Here is a 16,563-nt window from a genome sequence, read left to right as displayed (position 1 = left end):
GCCGGCGGTTTTGCTTTGATAGACGCGCTATGAGCAAGATTCCTCTGACCGTTAAGGGCGCCGAGAAACTTCGCGCCGAACTGCACCGCTTGAAGACGGTGGATCGGCCCAATGTCATTGCCGCCATTGCCGAAGCCCGTTCCCACGGCGACCTCTCGGAAAATGCCGAGTACGATGCCGCCAAGGAGCGCCAGGGCTTCATCGAGGGCCGGATCCAGGAAGTGGAAGGCAAGCTTTCCCATTCCCAGATCATCGATCCCCAGGCCCTGGATGCGGACGGACGCTGCGTTTTCGGCGCCACCGTCGATCTGGAGGACCAGGATTCCGGTGCCCAGGTGACCTACCAGATCGTGGGCGAAGATGAGGCGGACATCAAGGAAAGCAAGATTTCCTTCAACTCCCCCCTGGCCCGCGCCCTGATCGGCAAGTATGCCGGCGATATCGCCCAGGTGCAGGCTCCGGGCGGCCTGCGGGAGTATGAAATCCTCGACGTGCGTTACGAATAAGTCTGGCGTAACCCATCATGTCCCGGGCCCTGTTCAACCGATCTGCCGCTGTCCTGGCAGCGGTGGCAGGGCCTTGGTTTTTGTCTTGAACCAAAGATGACCAAGCCTGCCGTCCTGTCCCGCCTGGCCACGGCGCTCTGCCGCGGACTGCTGGTCCTCTGGGTCGGTGCCCTGTGGGCGGTGGGTTACCTGGCTGCGCCGGTGCTGTTTGCCAGCCTGCCCAGGCTGGTGGCCGGGGAAGTGGCGGGCAAGCTGTTCTTCATCGTCGGCTGGATCGGCATGGTGGCCGGCATCCTGCTCCTGGTTTATGTGCGTTACACCCAGGCGGCCGGCCGCGAGCGGCGGCTGCGTCTGCTGTTGCTGTCGGTGTTGTGGCTGCTGGCGGCGGCCCAGCTGTTCTGGCTGCAGCCGGTGATTGCCGGCATCAAGGCCCAATTGCCTCCCTTGCCGCCGGACGTGGCGTCCCTGGGGCCGGAGTTCGCCTTCTGGCATGCCTTGTCCAGCGCCCTCTACCTGCTGCAGAGCCTGGCGGGGCTGATTCTGGTGATGCTGGGGGGGGTGGAGAGCCGGCGGCCTGCTGTGGCCTGACCACCGGCGTGCCTGTTCAGGCCTGGAAGCTGCGCTTGGTGCGGCGGGGGGCGGAGCGGGGACGGCGCTGGGGGGGGGCCTTGACCGGCTTGCCGGCGGCGTCCAGAGTGGGGCGCCACAGTACCAGCAGTTTGCCGATGTGCTGCACCGGGGCAGCGTCGAGTTGCTGGCAGATTTCCTGGAGGAACTGTTCCCGTTCTTCCCGGTTGTCGTTGTACACCCGGACCTTGATGAGCTCATGGCTCTTCAGGGAGGCGTCGATCTCCTTCATCACCCCTTCAGAGAGGCCGTTCTGGCTGATGCTGACGACGGGGTCGAGGGAATGGGCACGGGCTCGCAGAGCGCGGCGCTGGTCGGCATTGAGGGAAAGCATAGGAAGCACCTGATTCAAAACGCGGATTCTACTGGATGGCACGTTCCAAGACCAGCAAGGCGTGGCTGCAAGAACACGTCAATGATCATTTTGTCCATCGGGCCAAGGCCGAGGGCTGGCGTTCCCGCGCCTCCTTCAAGCTGCTCGAGATCGACGACAAGGACAAACTCCTCAAACCCGGCGAGGTGGTGGTGGACCTGGGGGCGGCCCCCGGCGGCTGGTGCCAGGTGGCCGTGCAGCGGGTGGGGGAGGGCGGCAAGGTATTCGCCATCGACCTTCTGGAAATGCAGGGTATCGCCGGGGTGGACTTCATGCAGGGGGATTTCCGCGAGGAATCGGTGCTGCGGGAGTTCGAGTCGCGCCTGGCGGGGCGCCAGGTGGGGCTTGTACTTTCGGACATGGCCCCCAATATATCGGGGGTGAACGTTTCCGATCAGGCGCGCTCCATCTATCTGTGCGAACTGGCCCTGGAATTCGCCCGGGAGCACCTCAAGCCGGATGGCGCATTCCTCGTCAAAGTCTTCCAGGGCAGCGGTTTCAACGAGTTCCTGGCGGCCATGCGGGAGACCTTCGAGGTGGTGGCGACACGCAAGCCCAAGTCGTCCCGGGATCGCAGTCCGGAACTCTATCTGCTCGGCCGGCGTCTCAAACATGGTGGGTCCGTATAGCCCCGCCTGCTGTCAGACCGGCTTTCGGTTTAGAATGGACCATTCGTGGCATTCGAGGTTTAGCCGCCGTTGAGCGGCGAGAGGAGCACACTTGAACAACATGTTTAAAAACCTGGCCATCTGGCTGGTGATTGGCCTGGTCCTGATGACGGTGTTCAATCAGTTCAACAACCGTCAGGTTGCCCAGAACTCCATGGAATACTCCCAGTTCATCGACGAGGTGAAGGCTGGTCGTATCAACAAGGTGGTGATGGAAGGCCGCACCCTCAAGGCCACCACGACGGAAGGCAAGCGCGTCACTTCCTATTCGCCGGGCGACATCTGGCTGGTTTCCGACCTGCTCAAGTACGGCGTCAAGATCGAGGCCAAGCCGGATGAAGAACCCTCCATGCTGATGAGCATCTTCGTCAGCTGGTTCCCCATGCTGCTCCTCATCGGCGTCTGGGTCTTCTTCATGCGCCAGATGCAGGGCGGCGGCAAGGGCGGCGCCTTTTCCTTCGGCAAGTCCAAGGCCCGCATGCTGGACGAATCCAACAATACCGTCACCTTCGCCGACGTGGCCGGCTGCGACGAGGCCAAGGAAGAAGTGTCCGAGCTGGTGGATTTCCTGCGGGACCCCTCCAAGTTCCAGAAGCTGGGCGGCCGCATTCCCAAGGGCGTGCTGATGGTGGGCAACCCGGGTACGGGTAAGACCCTGCTGGCCAAGGCCATCGCCGGCGAGGCCAAGGTGCCGTTCTTCTCCATCTCCGGTTCCGACTTCGTGGAAATGTTCGTCGGCGTGGGCGCAGCCCGGGTCCGCGACATGTTCGAAAACGCCAAGAAGCACGCCCCCTGCATCATCTTCATCGACGAAATCGACGCCGTCGGCCGCCAGCGCGGCGCCGGCCTGGGCGGTGGCAACGACGAGCGGGAACAGACCCTGAACCAGCTGCTGGTGGAAATGGACGGTTTCGAGGGCCATACCGGCATCATCGTCATTGCCGCCACCAACCGTCCCGACGTGCTCGACCCCGCCCTGCTGCGTCCGGGCCGTTTCGACCGCCAGGTGGTGGTACCCCTGCCCGACATCCGTGGCCGGGAGGAAATCCTCAAGGTGCACATGCGCAAGGTGCCGGTGGCCGGTGACGTGCGTGCCGACATCGTGGCCCGCGGCACCCCCGGTTTCTCCGGTGCCGACCTGGCCAACCTGGTGAACGAAGCCGCCCTCTTTGCCGCCCGCAGCAACAAGCGCCTGGTGGACATGGAGGACTTCGAGAAGGCCAAGGACAAGATCATGATGGGCGCCGAGCGCCGCAGCATGGTCATGAGCGAGGAAGAAAAGCGCAACACGGCCTACCACGAGTCCGGCCACGCCGTTGTCGCCAAGCTGCTGCCCAAGGCCGATCCGGTGCACAAGGTCACCATCATTCCCCGGGGCCGGGCCCTCGGTGTCACCATGCAGCTGCCGGTGGAAGACCGTTACGCCTACGACCGGGAATATCTGATGAACCGCATCGCCATTCTCTTCGGCGGCCGCATCGCCGAAGAGGTGTTCATGAACCAGATGACCACCGGCGCTTCCAACGACTTCGAGCGGGCCACCCAGATGGCCCGGGACATGGTCACCCGCTACGGCATGACCGACGCCCTGGGCCCCATGGTCTATGGCGAGAATGAAGGCGAAGTGTTCCTCGGCCGTTCCGTCACCACCCACAAGAACGTTTCCGAAGCCACCATGCAGCTGGTGGACAAGGAAATCCGCCGCATCATCGACCAGCAGTACGGCCTTGCCCGCAAGCTGCTGGAAGACAACCGGGATAAGGTGGAGGCCATGACCGCCGCCCTGCTGGAGTGGGAAACCATCGACGCGGACCAGATCAACGACATCATGGAAGGCAAGGAGCCGCGCCCGCCCAAGGCGCCCCAGACGCCGCCCAAGTCGTCCGCCGACAGCAATTCCCCGGGCGCCGCGCCCAGCGCTGCCGCCACGGCCTGATCACGGCCTGGTTGCCAGGCGTTACAATACGGGGCCGGGAGGATCATCCTTCCGGCCTTTTCTTTTGTCTGCTGTCCACATGTCCCTTTTGCGCTGCGGGAAATTCACCCTTTCCCTGGAACGGCCCCTGATCATGGGGATCGTCAATCTCACCCCCGACTCCTTTTCCGGCGACGGCCTGGCCACCGATGCAGAACGGGCCGTGGCCCACGCCCGGGCCCAGATTGCGGCCGGTGCCGACATGCTGGACCTGGGGGCTGAATCGACCCGTCCCGGCGCCATCCCGGCCACCGCGGAGGAAGAACTGGAGCGGCTGCTGCCGGTGCTGGCGGCCCTCAAGGATTGCGGCGTGCCCCTCTCGGTGGATACCTACAAGCCGGAAGTGATGCGGGCCGTGCTGGCGGCCGGCGCCGACATGATCAACGACATCGCCGCCCTGAGCTATCCCGGCGCCCTGGAGGCTGTGGCTGACAGCGATTGCGGCCTCTGCCTCATGCACATGCAGGGCGAACCCCGCACCATGCAGCAGCAGCCCAGCTACGGCGATGTGGTGGCGGAGGTGCGGGATTTCCTGGCCCGGCGGGTCGCTGCCGCCCGGGCCGCCGGCATCGCCGACGAGCGCTTGGTGCTGGACCCGGGCTTCGGCTTTGGCAAGACTCTGGAACACAACCTGGCCCTGTTGCGCCACCTGCCGGAAACCACGGTGGACGGCCTGCCCGTCCTTGCCGGCATGTCGCGCAAGACCATGCTGGGCGCCCTCACCGGCAAGCCCGTGGCAGAGCGGCTGGCGGCCAGCGTGACGGCCCATCTCCTGGCTGCCCAGCGCGGTGCCCGCATCCTGCGGGTGCATGATGTGGCCGCCACCCGGGACGCCCTGACCGTCTGGCAGGCCGTGGCCGCCTGAACACTGAAAGTTGCGAGGACAACCATGAGCAGAAAATATTTCGGTACCGATGGTGTGCGTGGCCGCGTCGGCGAAGCGCCGATCACGCCGGATTTCGCCATGCGCCTGGGTTACAGCGCCGGCCAGGTGCTGGTGGCCCAGGACGGGCTGCCCGCCGGCGAGCGTCCGGCGGTGCTGATCGGCAAGGACACCCGGATTTCCGGCTACATGCTGGAAGCGGCCCTGGAGGCCGGCTTTTCCGCCGCCGGCGTCGATGTCTGCCTGGTGGGGCCCATGCCGACCCCGGCGGTGGCCTACCTGACCCGGGCCCTGCGCCTGCAGGCCGGCATCGTCATCTCCGCTTCCCACAACCCCTTCTACGATAACGGCATCAAGTTCTTCTCGGCCCAGGGCACCAAGCTGCCGGATGCGGTGGAACATGCCATCGAGGCCGGCGTGGAAGCGCCCATGGGCTGCGTGTCCTCGGACCGCCTGGGCAAGGCCCGGCGTATCGACGACGCCCGGGGCCGCTACATCGAATTCTGCAAGAGCACCTTCCCCAACGACCTGGACCTGCGCGGCCTGAAGATCGTGGTGGACTGCGCCCATGGTGCCGCCTACCACATCGCGCCGGACGTCTTCCACGAGCTGGGGGCGGACGTGGTGGCCATCGGCAACCGTCCGGACGGCCTCAACATCAACGCCGCCGTTGGCGCCACGGCGCCCAAGGCCCTCAAGGAAGCGGTGCTGGGCCAGCGGGCCGACCTGGGCATCGCCCTGGACGGCGACGGCGACCGGCTGGTGATGGTGGACGGGGAGGGCAACGTCTACGACGGCGACCAGCTGCTCTACGCCATCGTCCGCGGTCGCCAGGCTTTGGGCCCGGTGGCCGGCGTGGCCGGCACCCTGATGACCAACCTGGCCCTGGAAGATGCCCTCAAGGCCCTGGATATTCCCTTCGCCCGGGCTGCCGTGGGCGACCGCTACGTGCTGGAAAAGCTGGTGCAGAACGGCTGGCTCTACGGCGGCGAAAATTCCGGCCACATCCTCTGCCTCGACCGGCACACCACCGGCGACGGCATCATCGCGGCGCTGCAGGTGCTGGCGGCCCTGCGCCAGCAGGGCGGCAGCCTCAAGGCCCTGCTCGGCGACCTGGTGCTGTATCCGCAGAAACTGATCAACGTGCCCATGCCCAAGGGCTTCCCCTGGCAGGACAGCCCTGCCATTGCCGCGGCCCAGCGGGCGGTGGAGGCGGAGCTGGACGGGCGGGGCAGGGTGCTGCTGCGGGCTTCCGGCACCGAACCCCTGTTGCGGGTGATGGTGGAGGGCCGGGACGGCGAGCTGATCGCCCGTCTGGCGGAGAACCTGGCCGGTGCTGTGCGCCAGGCCGTCGGCGAATAAGGCAGGGCGGTATTTTTCCCGGGGCTATCCCGGGGAGGCAGGAAGGGCGGGCATCCTGGCCATGGCATGGCGAAGATGCCCGTCTTTGCTTGATCCTGGCTGGCCTTTCCGGTGGAAGAGGGGGCCGGTCCGGATTTATTACAGCGATGTAACGGAAGTGTAATAGTGGCTAGGTAGACTCCGCAGGGTAGTGAAATGCACCGTCTTATGCGTGTAACCCCTCCAAGGAGAAAACCTGATGAAATTTGCCAAAATCGCCGCTGCCCTGGGTCTTGCCGGCCTGGCCGTTTCCGGTATCGCCCACGCCCAGTCCGCACTGGTGAAGGTGGATGGCTCTTCCACCGTGTATCCCATTACCGAGGCGGTGGCCGAGGATTTCCAGAAGGAAAAGAAGAACGCCATCAAGGTGACCGTGGGTATTTCCGGCACCGGCGGCGGTTTCAAGAAGTTCTGCCGCGGCGAGACCGACGTTTCCAATGCCTCCCGTCCCATCCTGAAGAAGGAAATGGACGCCTGCAAGGAACTGGGCATTGCCTACTACGAACTGCCCATTGCCTATGACGCCCTGACCGTCATCGTCAATCCCCAGAACAACTTCATCAAGAACATGACCGTGGCCGAACTGAAGGCCATCTGGGAACCCGCCGCCCAGGGCAAGATCACCAACTGGAACCAGGTGAACCCGGCCTATCCGGACGTGCCCCTGAAGCTCTACGGTCCCGGCGCCGATTCCGGCACCTTCGACTACTTCACCGAAGCCGTGGTCGGCAAGGCCAAGTCCTCCCGCGGCGACTACACCGCCTCCGAAGACGACAACGTGCTGGTGCAGGGCGTTTCCCGCGACAAGGGCGGCCTGGGCTACTTCGGCTACGCCTACTACATCGAAAACCAGAAGAAGCTGAAGGCCGTGTCCATCGACAACGGCAAGGGCGGTGTCCTGCCTTCCCCCGAGACCGTGGAGAACGGTTCCTACGCTCCCCTGTCCCGCCCCATCTTCATCTACGTGAACGCCAAGTCCCTGGAAAAGCCCGAGGTCAAGGAGTTCGTCGAGTTCTACCTGAAGAACGCCCCCAAGCTGGTCAAGGAAGTGAAGTACGTGGCCCTGCCCGGCAAGGTGTATGAAGCCAACCGGGAACGCCTGGCCAAGAAGAAGGCCGGCACCGTCTTCGGTGGCACTGAAGCTGTCGGCATGAAGATCGAAGAACTGATCAAGCGCGAAGCTCAACTCTAAGCTGTTGCAGCAGGGCGGCCCGTTGCGGCGGGCCGCCTTTTTTGAGCCCCGGCCCTGCCGGACTCCATTAGAATGAGCCCCGAAAATCCCGTTATGTCTTCCACCCTTGTATCGGATGCGCCTGTGGCCGTACCCCTTGACCATGTGAGCGAGCGTTTCGTGCGGCGGCGTACCCGCCACCTGCGCGAAACCATCATTGAATTCATCCTGCTGGCGGCAGCCCTGGTTTCCGTGGCGACCACGGCCGGGATCGTCTTTATCCTGGTGAAGGAGTCCCTGGTCTTCTTCGACCACGTGCCCCTCATCGACTTCCTTACCGATACCCAGTGGACGCCTCTGTTCGACGATGCCCATTTCGGCATCCTGCCCCTGGTTTCCGGCACCCTGGTGAGCTCCGGTGTGGCCCTGCTGGTGGCCATTCCCCTGGGGACCATCATCGCCATCTACCTTTCCGAATTCGCCCCCTTCAAGGTGCGCGAAATCGCCAAGCCTTTCCTTGAATTGCTGGGCGGCGTGCCGACCATCGTCTACGGCTACTTCGCCCTGATGTTCATCACCCCGCTGCTGCAGCAGATTTACCCGGACCTGCCCGGCTTCAACCTGCTGTCCGCCGGCATCGTCATGGGCATCATGATCGTGCCCTACGTCAGCTCGGTGGCCGAGGACGCCATGCGCGCCGTGCCCATGAGCCTGCGCGAGGGCTCCTACGCCATGGGCGCCACCCGCTTCCAGACCGCGGTCAAGGTGGTGGCGCCCGCCGCCACTTCCGGCCTGGCCGCCGCTTACATCCTGGGCATCTCCCGGGCGGTGGGCGAGACCATGATCCTGGCCGTGTCCGCCGGCATGCAGCCCAACCTGACCTGGAATCCCCTGGAGCCGGCGGCCACCATCACCGCCTACATCGTCCAGGTGGCCCTGGGCGACCTGCCCCACGGTTCCGTGGGCTACCAGACCATTTTCGCCGCGGGTCTGACCCTGATGCTGATTACCCTGTTCTTCAACGTCATCGGTCACATCATGCGCAAGAAGTTCCGCGAGGCTTACTGATCATGAGCGATACCGCTGTCGTTGCTGCCCGTCTGCAGGAAATCCGCCGCATCATCGCGCGCCACAAGCGCTGGGATCTCCTGTTCGCCCTGCTCGGCCTGTGCGCCCTGATGCTGGGCGTGCTGACCTTCGTTTCCCTCTTCGCCCAGATGGTGGTGGAAGGCGGTCCCCGCCTGTCGGTGGATTTCTTCACCAACTTCCCCTCCCGTCGTCCGGAGCAGGCGGGCATCCTCTCCGCCTGGGTGGGCTCCACTCTGGTGATGATCGTCACCGCCCTGGCCGCCGTGCCCCTGGGCGTGGCCGCCGGGGTCTACCTGGAGGAATACGCGCCGAAGAACCTGATGACCGACATCATCGAGATCAACGTCACCAACCTGGCCGGCGTGCCCTCCATCGTCTATGGCCTGCTGGCCCTGGGCATCTTCGTCTATCAGTTCGGCTTCGGCCAGAGCATCCTTTCCGCCGGCCTGACCCTGGCCCTCTTGATCCTGCCGGTGGTCATCGTCGCCACCCGGGAGGCCATCCGCGCCATTCCCATCTATGTGCGGGAAGGTGCCTACGGTTGCGGTGCCACCCAGTGGCAGGTGGTGCGGGATCACATCCTGCCCTATTCCTCCGCCGGCATCCTCACCGGGGTCATCATCGGCATGGCCCGGGCCATCGGCGAGACGGCGCCCATCATCACCATCGGCGCCCTGACCTTCATTGCCTTCCTGCCGCCGGCACCCTTCACCGGCGAGCCCATGGCCGGTCCCTTCGACTGGGTCTTCGCCCCCTTCACGGTGATGCCGATCCAGATGTTCAACTGGACTTCCCGTCCCGAAGAGGCCTTCCACCAGAATGCGGCCGCTGCCGGCTTCGTCCTGGTGCTGATGACCCTGACCATGAATGCCCTGGCGATCTGGATCCGCTATCGCCTGCGCAAGAACATCAAGTGGTAAGGCCGGACCTCGCCCTCTATCGAATTGACCGTGCCTGCCTTTAACAGGCGCTCCAACAGGAATTAATCCATGACCACTGCAACCCCGATCGTCAAGGCCGAAGCGAAGGACCTGAATTTCTTCTACGGCGGTTTCCATGCCCTCAAGGGTCTCAATATGCCGGTCTACGAGAAGAAGGTGACGGCCCTGATCGGTCCTTCCGGCTGCGGCAAATCCACCTTCCTGCGCTGCTTCAACCGCATGCACGATCTCTACCCGGGTAACCGCTATCAGGGCGCCATCAACTTCTTCCCCGACCAGACCAACCTGCTGGCCGAGAAGGTGGATCCCATCGAAGTGCGCATGCGCATCAGCATGGTGTTCCAGAAACCCAATCCTTTCCCCAAGTCCATCTACGAGAACGTTGCCTATGGCCTGCGCGTGCGCGGCGAGAAGAAGCGCACCGTGCTCGACGAGAAGGTGGAGGAGGCCCTGCGCGGCGCGGCCCTGTGGGACGAGGTGAAGGACCGCCTGGACGATCTGGCCTTCAATCTTTCCGGCGGCCAGCAGCAACGCCTGTGCATCGCCCGGGCCCTGGCTACCGATCCCGAACTGCTGCTTTTCGACGAGCCCACTTCCGCCCTGGACCCCATCGCCACCGCCAGCATCGAAGAGCTGGTGTCCGAGCTGAAGGAAAAGGTCACCATCCTCATCGTTACCCACAACATGCAGCAGGCGGCACGGGTTTCCGACTTCACGGCCTACATGTACCTGGGGGAACTGATCGAGTTCGGCATCACCGACCAGATTTTCATCAAGCCCCAGAAGAAGCAGACCGAGGACTACATCACCGGCCGCTTCGGTTGATTGTCCTTTTTTGCGAGTGGCGGAATTTGCCATAAATCATAGAAACGGCCGGCCTTCCCGGCCGTTTTTCTTGGTTTGCGGCGCATCCGGTATCTCCGGTTTTGCATTGACCCGGGAGTCTTCTAAAAGATATAATTAAAAAGTTTTATGCACTCCCGTTTTGGGGGCGCTTCACCTGATCCGAGTCTTTGAGTCATGCGCCAAAAACTGGTTGTTGGAAACTGGAAGATGCATGGCGGCTTGGCAGCCAACCGTTCCCTGCTCCAGGGTGTGGTTGCCGGGGTGAAGGGGCTTGCCGCTGCGGTCGAGTGTGCCGTTTGTGTTCCCTATCCGTACCTGGCTCAGGTCCAGCAGGAGCTGGCTAAGACTGAAATGAGTTGGGGGGCGCAAAACCTGAGCGAGCAAGTCTCGGGGGCATTTACCGGTGAGGTAAGTGCGGCAATGCTCAAGGATTTTGGCTGTCGCTATGTCATCGTCGGCCACTCGGAGCGCCGGGCGCTCTATGGCGAGGATGACGGGCTGGTGGCAAAGAAGTTCAAGCAGGCTCTGGCGGGCGGGTTGGTGCCGATTCTGTGTGTCGGTGAAACCCTGGCTCAGCGGGAGTCCGGTCAGACGGCTGAGGTGGTTGCTGCCCAGCTGGATGCAGTCCTGGATGCGGCGGGTGTTGAGGTTTTCGCCGGAGCGGTGGTTGCCTATGAGCCCGTGTGGGCCATCGGTACCGGCCTCACGGCCTCTCCCGCCCAGGCCCAGGCGGTGCATGAAGGGATTCGTGCCCGACTGGCGGCAAGAAATGCAGAAGTGGCTGCCGGAGTGCGTGTGCTCTACGGTGGCAGCGTCAAGGCGGGGAATGCGGCGGAGTTGTTTGCCATGCCCGATATCGACGGGGCTTTGGTCGGCGGCGCATCCCTGGTGGCGGAAGAATTCGTGGCCATTTGTCGTGCGGCTGCCTTTTGAGAAAAGAGTGACATGAATTACCTGTTTTCTGTGGTGTTGGTGGTGCATATCCTGGCGGCCCTGGGGATCATTGGTTTGGTCCTGATCCAGCATGGCAAGGGTGCCGATATGGGGGCTGCGTTTGGTAGCGGTGCGTCCGGCAGTTTGTTCGGCGCTACCGGTTCTGCCAACTTCCTGTCACGTACCACCGCCATCCTCGCGATCGTTTTCTTTTCGACCAGCCTGGCGCTCGCCTATCTTGCTTCGGCCAAGCCGAAAAATAGTGGCAGTGTGATGCAGGAAGCTGTACAATCCGCGCCTGCTTCTGCGCCGAATGGCGCGCCGGCTGTGGTTGGCGGCGATGCCGCCGCTGCAGCGGCAGATGCTGGAGTTGGTTCGAAAGCGAAAGACATTCCCAAGTAATTTTTGGGTTTGGTTCTCTGGTACGGAAAGCAGAAGTCCTCGAATTGCCGTGCCAGAGTGGCAGTGCCGACGTGGTGAAATTGGTAGACACGCTATCTTGAGGGGGTAGTGACGTAAGTCGTGCGAGTTCGAGTCTCGCCGTCGGCACCAATTGCAACGAAGTCCAGTGGTTCCGCCAGGGGTCGTTGGGCTTCAGAACGAAGCGATAGCGCGGCGGATCATGCTGGAAAACTACTTCCCGATCTTATTATTCATTCTGGTCGGCATCGCCATCGGTGTTCTGCCGATTGTCCTTGGTTGGCTGATTGCTCCCAACCGTCCCGACGCTGAAAAGCTCTCCCCCTACGAATGCGGCTTCGAAGCCTTCGAAGACGCCCGTATGAAGTTCGATGTGCGGTATTACCTGATCGCCATCCTCTTCATCCTGTTCGACCTGGAAATTGCCTTCCTCTTCCCTTGGGCAACGATTTTCAAGGAAATCGTCAATACCGAGGCCGTGAAGTGGTTTGGTTTCGCCGAAATGATGGTTTTTATCGCCATTCTGGTGGTCGGATACATCTACGCCTGGGTCAAAGGCGCGCTGGAGTGGGAGTAAGCGTATGGCTATCGAAGGTATTCTGCAGGAAGGCTTTGTCACGACTACCGCTGACAAGCTGATCAACTACATGCGTACGGGCTCCCTGTGGCCCATGACGTTCGGTCTGGCCTGCTGCGCCGTGGAAATGATCCACGCCGGCTGTTCCCGCTACGACCTGGACCGCTTCGGTATCGTTTTCCGTCCCAGCCCCCGTCAGTCCGACGTGATGATCGTGGCCGGCACCCTGACCAACAAGATGGCTCCCGCCCTGCGCAAGGTCTACGACCAGATGCCGGAGCCCCGCTGGGTCATCTCCATGGGGTCCTGTGCCAACGGCGGTGGCTACTACCATTATTCCTATTCCGTGGTGCGCGGTTGTGACCGCATTGTGCCGGTGGATATCTACGTTCCGGGCTGCCCCCCGACCGCTGAAGCCCTGCTTTACGGTCTGGTGCAGCTGCAGAACAAGATCCGCCGTACCAATACCATCGCCCGCTGATCCTGGAGAGTTCCCATGTCCAAACTGGAAACCCTTGGCCAGAGCCTGCAGGCGCAGTTCGGTGAGCGCCTCAAGAGTCTCAAGCTGGCCCTCGGTGAAGCGACCATCGAAGTCGATGCCGCCGATTATCTGCAGGTGATGCAGGAGCTGCGCGATTCCGAAGCCCTGTGTTTCGACGAGTTGATCGACCTGTGCGGCGTCGATTACTCCACCTACGGCAACGACGGCTGGAGCGGCAAGCGCTACGCGGTGGTGGTCCACCTGTTGTCGGTGGCCAAGAACTGGCGTCTGCGGGTGCGTGTCTTCGCGCCGGATGATGCCTTCCCCGCGGTGGATTCCGTCGTCAATGTCTGGAGTTCCGCCAACTGGTTCGAGCGCGAAGCCTTCGACCTGTTCGGCATCGTTTTCCCGGGTCACGAAGACCTGCGCCGCATCCTGACGGATTACGGCTTCATCGGCCATCCTTTCCGCAAGGACTTCCCCATTTCCGGTTATGTCGAAATGCGCTACGACCCGGACCAGGGTCGGGTGATCTACCAGCCGGTGACCATCGAACCGCGCGAAAACACGCCGCGCATCGTGCGCGAAGAGAATTACGGGGACGTCTGATATGGCCGAAATTCGTAACTACACCATGAACTTCGGGCCCCAGCACCCTGCGGCCCACGGTGTGCTGCGCCTGGTGCTGGAGCTCGACGGCGAAGTCGTGCAGCGCGCCGATCCGCACATCGGCCTGCTGCACCGGGCTACCGAGAAGCTGGCGGAAACCCGCACCTGGATTCAGTCCGTGCCCTATATGGACCGTCTGGACTATGTGTCCATGATGTCCAACGAGCATGCCTACTGCCTGGCCGTCGAAAAGCTGCTGGGCATCGAGGTGCCGGTCCGTGCCCAGTACATCCGTGTGATGTTCGACGAGATCACCCGTCTGCTCAATCACCTGCTGTGGATCGGCTGTCACGGCCTGGACGTGGGTGCCATGGCCATGGTGCTGTACACCTTCCGCGAGCGGGAAGACTTGGTCGATGCCTACGAGGCCGTTTCCGGTGCCCGCATGCACGCAGCCTACTACCGTCCGGGCGGCGTCTATCGCGACCTGCCGGACCGCATGCCCCAATACACCGAGAACCGCTTCAAGAGCGCGTCCACGGTCAAGACCCTGAACGAGAACCGCACCGGTTCCCTGCTGGATTTCCTGGAAGACTTCACCAATCGCTTCCCGACCTATCTGGACGAGTACCACACCCTCCTGACCGACAACCGGATCTGGAAGCAGCGTCTGGTGAACGTCGGCGTGGTCAGCCCCGAGCGCGCCCTGCAGCTCGGCTTCACCGGCGCCATGCTGCGCGGCTCCGGCATTGCCTGGGACCTGCGCAAGAAGCAGCCGTACGAAGTCTATGCCGATCTGGATTTCGACATTCCCGTCGGCGTGAACGGCGACTCCTACGACCGCTATCTGGTGCGTATGGAAGAAATGCGCCAGTCCAACCGCATCATCAAGCAGTGCATCGACTGGCTGCGCAAGAACCCGGGTCCGGTCATCACCGACAACCACAAGGTTGCACCGCCGGCCCGCGAAGGCATGAAGTCCAACATGGAAGAGCTGATCCACCACTTCAAGCTCTTCACTGAAGGCATCCACGTGCCCGAAGGCGAGGCCTATGCCGCCGTCGAGCATCCCAAGGGCGAGTTCGGCATCTATTTCGTCTCCGACGGTGCCAACAAGCCGTATCGCATGAAAATCCGTGCTCCTGGCTACGCCCACCTGGCGGCCATGGACGAGATGGCACGGGGCCACATGATCGCCGACGTGGTGACGATCATCGGCTCCCAGGACATCGTTTTTGGCGAGATTGACCGCTGATGCTGACTCCCGAATCCCTCAAGAAGATCGACCGCGAGGTCGCCAAGTATCCGGCTGATCAAAAGCAGTCGGCGGTGATGGCATCTCTGGCGATCGCCCAGGAAGAAAAAGGCTGGCTGGCCGACGAAACCATCGAGTTCGTCGCCAACTATCTCGGCATGCCGCCCATGGCGGCCCTGGAAGTGGCCTCCTTCTACAACATGTACGATCGCAAGCCGGTGGGCAAGTACAAGCTCACCGTCTGCACCAATCTGCCCTGCGCCCTGACCGGCGGCGAACACGCCGGTGAGTACCTGCAGCAGAAGCTGGGCATCGGCTACGGCGAGACCACTCCCGATGGCAAGTTCACCCTGGTCATGGGTGAGTGCATGGGAGCCTGCGGCGACGCCCCGGTGATGATCGTCAATAACCGGTCCATGTGCAGCCACATGAATCCGGAACAGATCGACCAACTGCTGGCGGAGTTGAAATAATGGCCATTCTGGGAGCGATCAACCCCACCCTGACCGCCGGCTGGAACGGTGACGCGGGCTGGAGCCTGAAGGATTACGTGGCCCGCGGCGGCTACGAGGCCCTGAAGAAAATCCTGGCGGAAAAGATTCCCCAGGAACAGGTCATTGCCGAAGTGAAGACCTCCGTCCTGCGCGGACGGGGCGGCGCCGGTTTCCCCACCGGTCTGAAGTGGAGCTTCATGCCCCGCTCCTTCCCCGGCGACAAATACGTGGTCTGCAACTCCGACGAGGGCGAGCCCGGCACCTTCAAGGACCGGGACATCCTGCGCTACAACCCCCACTCCGTGATCGAAGGCATGGCCATTGCCGCCTACGCCATGGGGGCCACCCGCGGCTACAACTACATCCACGGCGAAATCTGGGAAGTGTACAAGCGCTTCGAGGATGCCCTGGACGAAGCCCGTGCCGCCGGTTTCATCGGCCAGAACATCCTGGGCTCCGGTTTCAACTTCGAACTGTTCGCCCACCACGGCTACGGCGCCTACATCTGCGGTGAAGAAACCGCCCTGCTGGAGTCCATCGAAGGCAAGAAGGGTCAGCCCCGCTTCAAGCCGCCGTTCCCCGCCTCCTTCGGCCTTTACGGCAAGCCCACCACCATCAACAATACCGAGACCTTCGGCTCCATTCCCTTCATCATCCGGGACGGTGGCGAGAAGTTCCTCAACCTGGGCAAGCCCAATAACGGCGGTACCAAGCTGTTCTCCATTTCCGGCCACGTCAATCGTCCCGGCAACTACGAGATTCCGCTGGGCACCCCCTTCAGCACCCTGCTGGAGATGGCCGGCGGCGTGCGCGGCGGTCGCAAGCTCAAGGCGGTGATTCCCGGTGGCTCTTCCGCTCCGGTGCTGCCCGGCGACGTGATGATGGAATGCACCATGGACTATGACTCCATCAGCAAGGCCGGCTCCATGCTGGGCTCCGGTGCGGTCATCGTCATGGACGAGACCACCTGCATGGTCAAGGCCCTGGAGCGCCTCTCCTTCTTCTATCACGAAGAATCCTGCGGCCAATGCACTCCCTGCCGTGAAGGCACCCCCTGGCTGTACAAGGTGGTGAGCCGCATCGAGCACGGCCTGGGCCGTCCCGACGACCTGGATCTGCTGGATTCCGTCTGCGAAGGCATCATGGGCCGCACCATCTGCGCCCTGGGCGACGCCGCCGCCTTCCCCGTGAAGAGCTTCATCAAGCACTTCCGCGACGAATTCGTGCACCACATCGAACACAAGACCTGTCTCGTGCCCAAGGATGTCCAGCGGGCGGGTAGCGGGTTCTTCAAGGCTCAGAACTGAGGCTTAA

At 62.8% G+C, this 16,563-nt stretch carries 19 protein-coding genes and 1 tRNA gene; 19 read left to right on the top strand and 1 reads right to left on the bottom strand.

Going from position 1 to position 16,563, the window contains the following annotated elements:
- Positions 1-29 precede the first annotated feature (29 nt).
- Both greA and EV678_RS05335 read left to right on the top strand, forming a co-directional pair.
- A complete protein-coding gene (greA, locus tag EV678_RS05340; RefSeq protein WP_014238077.1) occupies positions 30-506 on the top strand; it encodes a transcription elongation factor GreA in 477 nt (158 codons plus the stop codon).
- 96 nt (positions 507-602) lie between these two features.
- On the top strand, positions 603-1,094 hold the full coding sequence (locus EV678_RS05335) for a DUF4149 domain-containing protein (RefSeq protein ID WP_130458763.1): 492 nt from the start codon (positions 603-605) through the stop codon (positions 1,092-1,094).
- Positions 1,095-1,110: 16 nt separating this feature from the next.
- Here the strand turns inward: EV678_RS05335 and yhbY are convergent, their stop codons facing one another.
- Complete coding sequence (gene yhbY / locus EV678_RS05330; protein ID WP_130458762.1) at positions 1,111-1,467, bottom strand: ribosome assembly RNA-binding protein YhbY; 357 nt, start codon at positions 1,465-1,467, stop codon at positions 1,111-1,113.
- 35 nt (positions 1,468-1,502) lie between these two features.
- Here yhbY and rlmE point away from each other — a divergent pair, with 35 nt between their 5' ends.
- From rlmE to nuoF, 17 genes are all read left to right on the top strand, one after another.
- The gene (gene rlmE / locus EV678_RS05325; RefSeq protein WP_014238074.1) at positions 1,503-2,135 is read left to right on the top strand and encodes a 23S rRNA (uridine(2552)-2'-O)-methyltransferase RlmE; all 633 of its coding nucleotides are present in this window, start codon (positions 1,503-1,505) and stop codon (positions 2,133-2,135) included.
- A 91-nt stretch (positions 2,136-2,226) separates the two neighbouring features.
- Complete coding sequence (gene ftsH / locus EV678_RS05320; RefSeq protein ID WP_014238073.1) at positions 2,227-4,110, top strand: ATP-dependent zinc metalloprotease FtsH; 1,884 nt, start codon at positions 2,227-2,229, stop codon at positions 4,108-4,110.
- Between the two features lie 79 nt (positions 4,111-4,189).
- Positions 4,190-5,014, top strand: coding sequence for a dihydropteroate synthase (gene folP, locus EV678_RS05315; protein WP_130458761.1), 825 nt, complete (start codon positions 4,190-4,192; stop codon positions 5,012-5,014).
- A 24-nt stretch (positions 5,015-5,038) separates the two neighbouring features.
- Positions 5,039-6,394: a phosphoglucosamine mutase gene (gene glmM, locus EV678_RS05310; RefSeq protein WP_130458760.1), complete on the top strand. Its 1,356-nt coding sequence runs from the start codon at positions 5,039-5,041 to the stop codon at positions 6,392-6,394.
- 238 nt (positions 6,395-6,632) lie between these two features.
- A complete protein-coding gene (locus EV678_RS05305) occupies positions 6,633-7,625 on the top strand; it encodes a PstS family phosphate ABC transporter substrate-binding protein (RefSeq protein ID WP_014238070.1) in 993 nt (330 codons plus the stop codon).
- Between the two features lie 123 nt (positions 7,626-7,748).
- Positions 7,749-8,672, top strand: a complete 924-nt coding sequence (gene pstC / locus EV678_RS05300; protein WP_050804318.1) for a phosphate ABC transporter permease subunit PstC — start codon at positions 7,749-7,751, stop codon at positions 8,670-8,672.
- A 2-nt stretch (positions 8,673-8,674) separates the two neighbouring features.
- On the top strand, positions 8,675-9,613 hold the full coding sequence (gene pstA, locus EV678_RS05295; protein WP_130458759.1) for a phosphate ABC transporter permease PstA: 939 nt from the start codon (positions 8,675-8,677) through the stop codon (positions 9,611-9,613).
- Positions 9,614-9,682: 69 nt separating this feature from the next.
- Positions 9,683-10,459, top strand: coding sequence for a phosphate ABC transporter ATP-binding protein PstB (gene pstB, locus EV678_RS05290; protein WP_014238067.1), 777 nt, complete (start codon positions 9,683-9,685; stop codon positions 10,457-10,459).
- A gap of 195 nt (positions 10,460-10,654) precedes the next feature.
- On the top strand, positions 10,655-11,413 hold the full coding sequence (gene tpiA / locus EV678_RS05285; protein WP_130458758.1) for a triose-phosphate isomerase: 759 nt from the start codon (positions 10,655-10,657) through the stop codon (positions 11,411-11,413).
- Positions 11,414-11,425: 12 nt separating this feature from the next.
- A complete protein-coding gene (secG, locus tag EV678_RS05280; RefSeq protein WP_130458757.1) occupies positions 11,426-11,815 on the top strand; it encodes a preprotein translocase subunit SecG in 390 nt (129 codons plus the stop codon).
- Positions 11,816-11,880: 65 nt separating this feature from the next.
- Positions 11,881-11,965, top strand: a tRNA-Leu gene (locus EV678_RS05275).
- A 70-nt stretch (positions 11,966-12,035) separates the two neighbouring features.
- Entirely contained in the window at positions 12,036-12,410 is a 375-nt protein-coding gene (locus EV678_RS05270) for an NADH-quinone oxidoreductase subunit A (RefSeq protein WP_014238065.1), read from the top strand.
- Between the two features lie 4 nt (positions 12,411-12,414).
- The gene (locus EV678_RS05265; protein ID WP_014238064.1) at positions 12,415-12,891 is read left to right on the top strand and encodes a NuoB/complex I 20 kDa subunit family protein; all 477 of its coding nucleotides are present in this window, start codon (positions 12,415-12,417) and stop codon (positions 12,889-12,891) included.
- 15 nt (positions 12,892-12,906) lie between these two features.
- Entirely contained in the window at positions 12,907-13,500 is a 594-nt protein-coding gene (locus EV678_RS05260) for an NADH-quinone oxidoreductase subunit C (RefSeq protein WP_130458756.1), read from the top strand.
- A gap of 1 nt (position 13,501) precedes the next feature.
- Positions 13,502-14,755 (top strand): NADH-quinone oxidoreductase subunit D, encoded by a 1,254-nt coding sequence (locus EV678_RS05255; RefSeq protein WP_014238062.1) that lies wholly within the window; start codon positions 13,502-13,504, stop codon positions 14,753-14,755.
- Positions 14,755-15,228 carry an NADH-quinone oxidoreductase subunit NuoE gene (nuoE, locus tag EV678_RS05250; protein WP_014238061.1) on the top strand — a complete coding sequence of 158 codons (474 nt, stop codon included), beginning with the start codon at positions 14,755-14,757 and terminating at the stop codon, positions 15,226-15,228. Before EV678_RS05255 ends, nuoE begins: the two co-directional genes overlap by 1 nt.
- Positions 15,228-16,556, top strand: a complete 1,329-nt coding sequence (nuoF, locus tag EV678_RS05245) for an NADH-quinone oxidoreductase subunit NuoF (RefSeq protein ID WP_014238060.1) — start codon at positions 15,228-15,230, stop codon at positions 16,554-16,556. The genes nuoE and nuoF overlap by 1 nt, the downstream gene beginning before the upstream one ends.
- The last annotated feature ends 7 nt before the right edge of the window (positions 16,557-16,563 follow it).

The sequence above is a fragment of the Azospira oryzae genome, from assembly GCF_004217225.1.
In the GTDB taxonomy this organism is placed as follows: domain Bacteria; phylum Pseudomonadota; class Gammaproteobacteria; order Burkholderiales; family Rhodocyclaceae; genus Azospira; species Azospira oryzae.
Note: the sequence above shows the minus strand (reverse complement) of the source record. Positions and strands in the feature narration are given on the sequence as shown.

Coding starts and splice junctions, on each gene's coding strand:
- EV678_RS05260 (WP_130458756.1), top strand. CDS start 12,907: ATGTCCAAACTGGAAACCCTTGGCCAGAGCCTGCAGGCGCAGTTCGGT.
- secG (WP_130458757.1), top strand. CDS start 11,426: ATGAATTACCTGTTTTCTGTGGTGTTGGTGGTGCATATCCTGGCGGCC.
- nuoE (WP_014238061.1), top strand. CDS start 14,755: ATGCTGACTCCCGAATCCCTCAAGAAGATCGACCGCGAGGTCGCCAAG.
- glmM (WP_130458760.1), top strand. CDS start 5,039: ATGAGCAGAAAATATTTCGGTACCGATGGTGTGCGTGGCCGCGTCGGC.
- yhbY (WP_130458762.1), bottom strand. CDS start 1,467: ATGCTTTCCCTCAATGCCGACCAGCGCCGCGCTCTGCGAGCCCGTGCC.
- rlmE (WP_014238074.1), top strand. CDS start 1,503: ATGGCACGTTCCAAGACCAGCAAGGCGTGGCTGCAAGAACACGTCAAT.
- EV678_RS05265 (WP_014238064.1), top strand. CDS start 12,415: ATGGCTATCGAAGGTATTCTGCAGGAAGGCTTTGTCACGACTACCGCT.
- greA (WP_014238077.1), top strand. CDS start 30: ATGAGCAAGATTCCTCTGACCGTTAAGGGCGCCGAGAAACTTCGCGCC.
- EV678_RS05305 (WP_014238070.1), top strand. CDS start 6,633: ATGAAATTTGCCAAAATCGCCGCTGCCCTGGGTCTTGCCGGCCTGGCC.
- EV678_RS05270 (WP_014238065.1), top strand. CDS start 12,036: ATGCTGGAAAACTACTTCCCGATCTTATTATTCATTCTGGTCGGCATC.
- pstB (WP_014238067.1), top strand. CDS start 9,683: ATGACCACTGCAACCCCGATCGTCAAGGCCGAAGCGAAGGACCTGAAT.
- nuoF (WP_014238060.1), top strand. CDS start 15,228: ATGGCCATTCTGGGAGCGATCAACCCCACCCTGACCGCCGGCTGGAAC.
- folP (WP_130458761.1), top strand. CDS start 4,190: ATGTCCCTTTTGCGCTGCGGGAAATTCACCCTTTCCCTGGAACGGCCC.
- tpiA (WP_130458758.1), top strand. CDS start 10,655: ATGCGCCAAAAACTGGTTGTTGGAAACTGGAAGATGCATGGCGGCTTG.
- EV678_RS05335 (WP_130458763.1), top strand. CDS start 603: ATGACCAAGCCTGCCGTCCTGTCCCGCCTGGCCACGGCGCTCTGCCGC.
- pstA (WP_130458759.1), top strand. CDS start 8,675: ATGAGCGATACCGCTGTCGTTGCTGCCCGTCTGCAGGAAATCCGCCGC.
- EV678_RS05255 (WP_014238062.1), top strand. CDS start 13,502: ATGGCCGAAATTCGTAACTACACCATGAACTTCGGGCCCCAGCACCCT.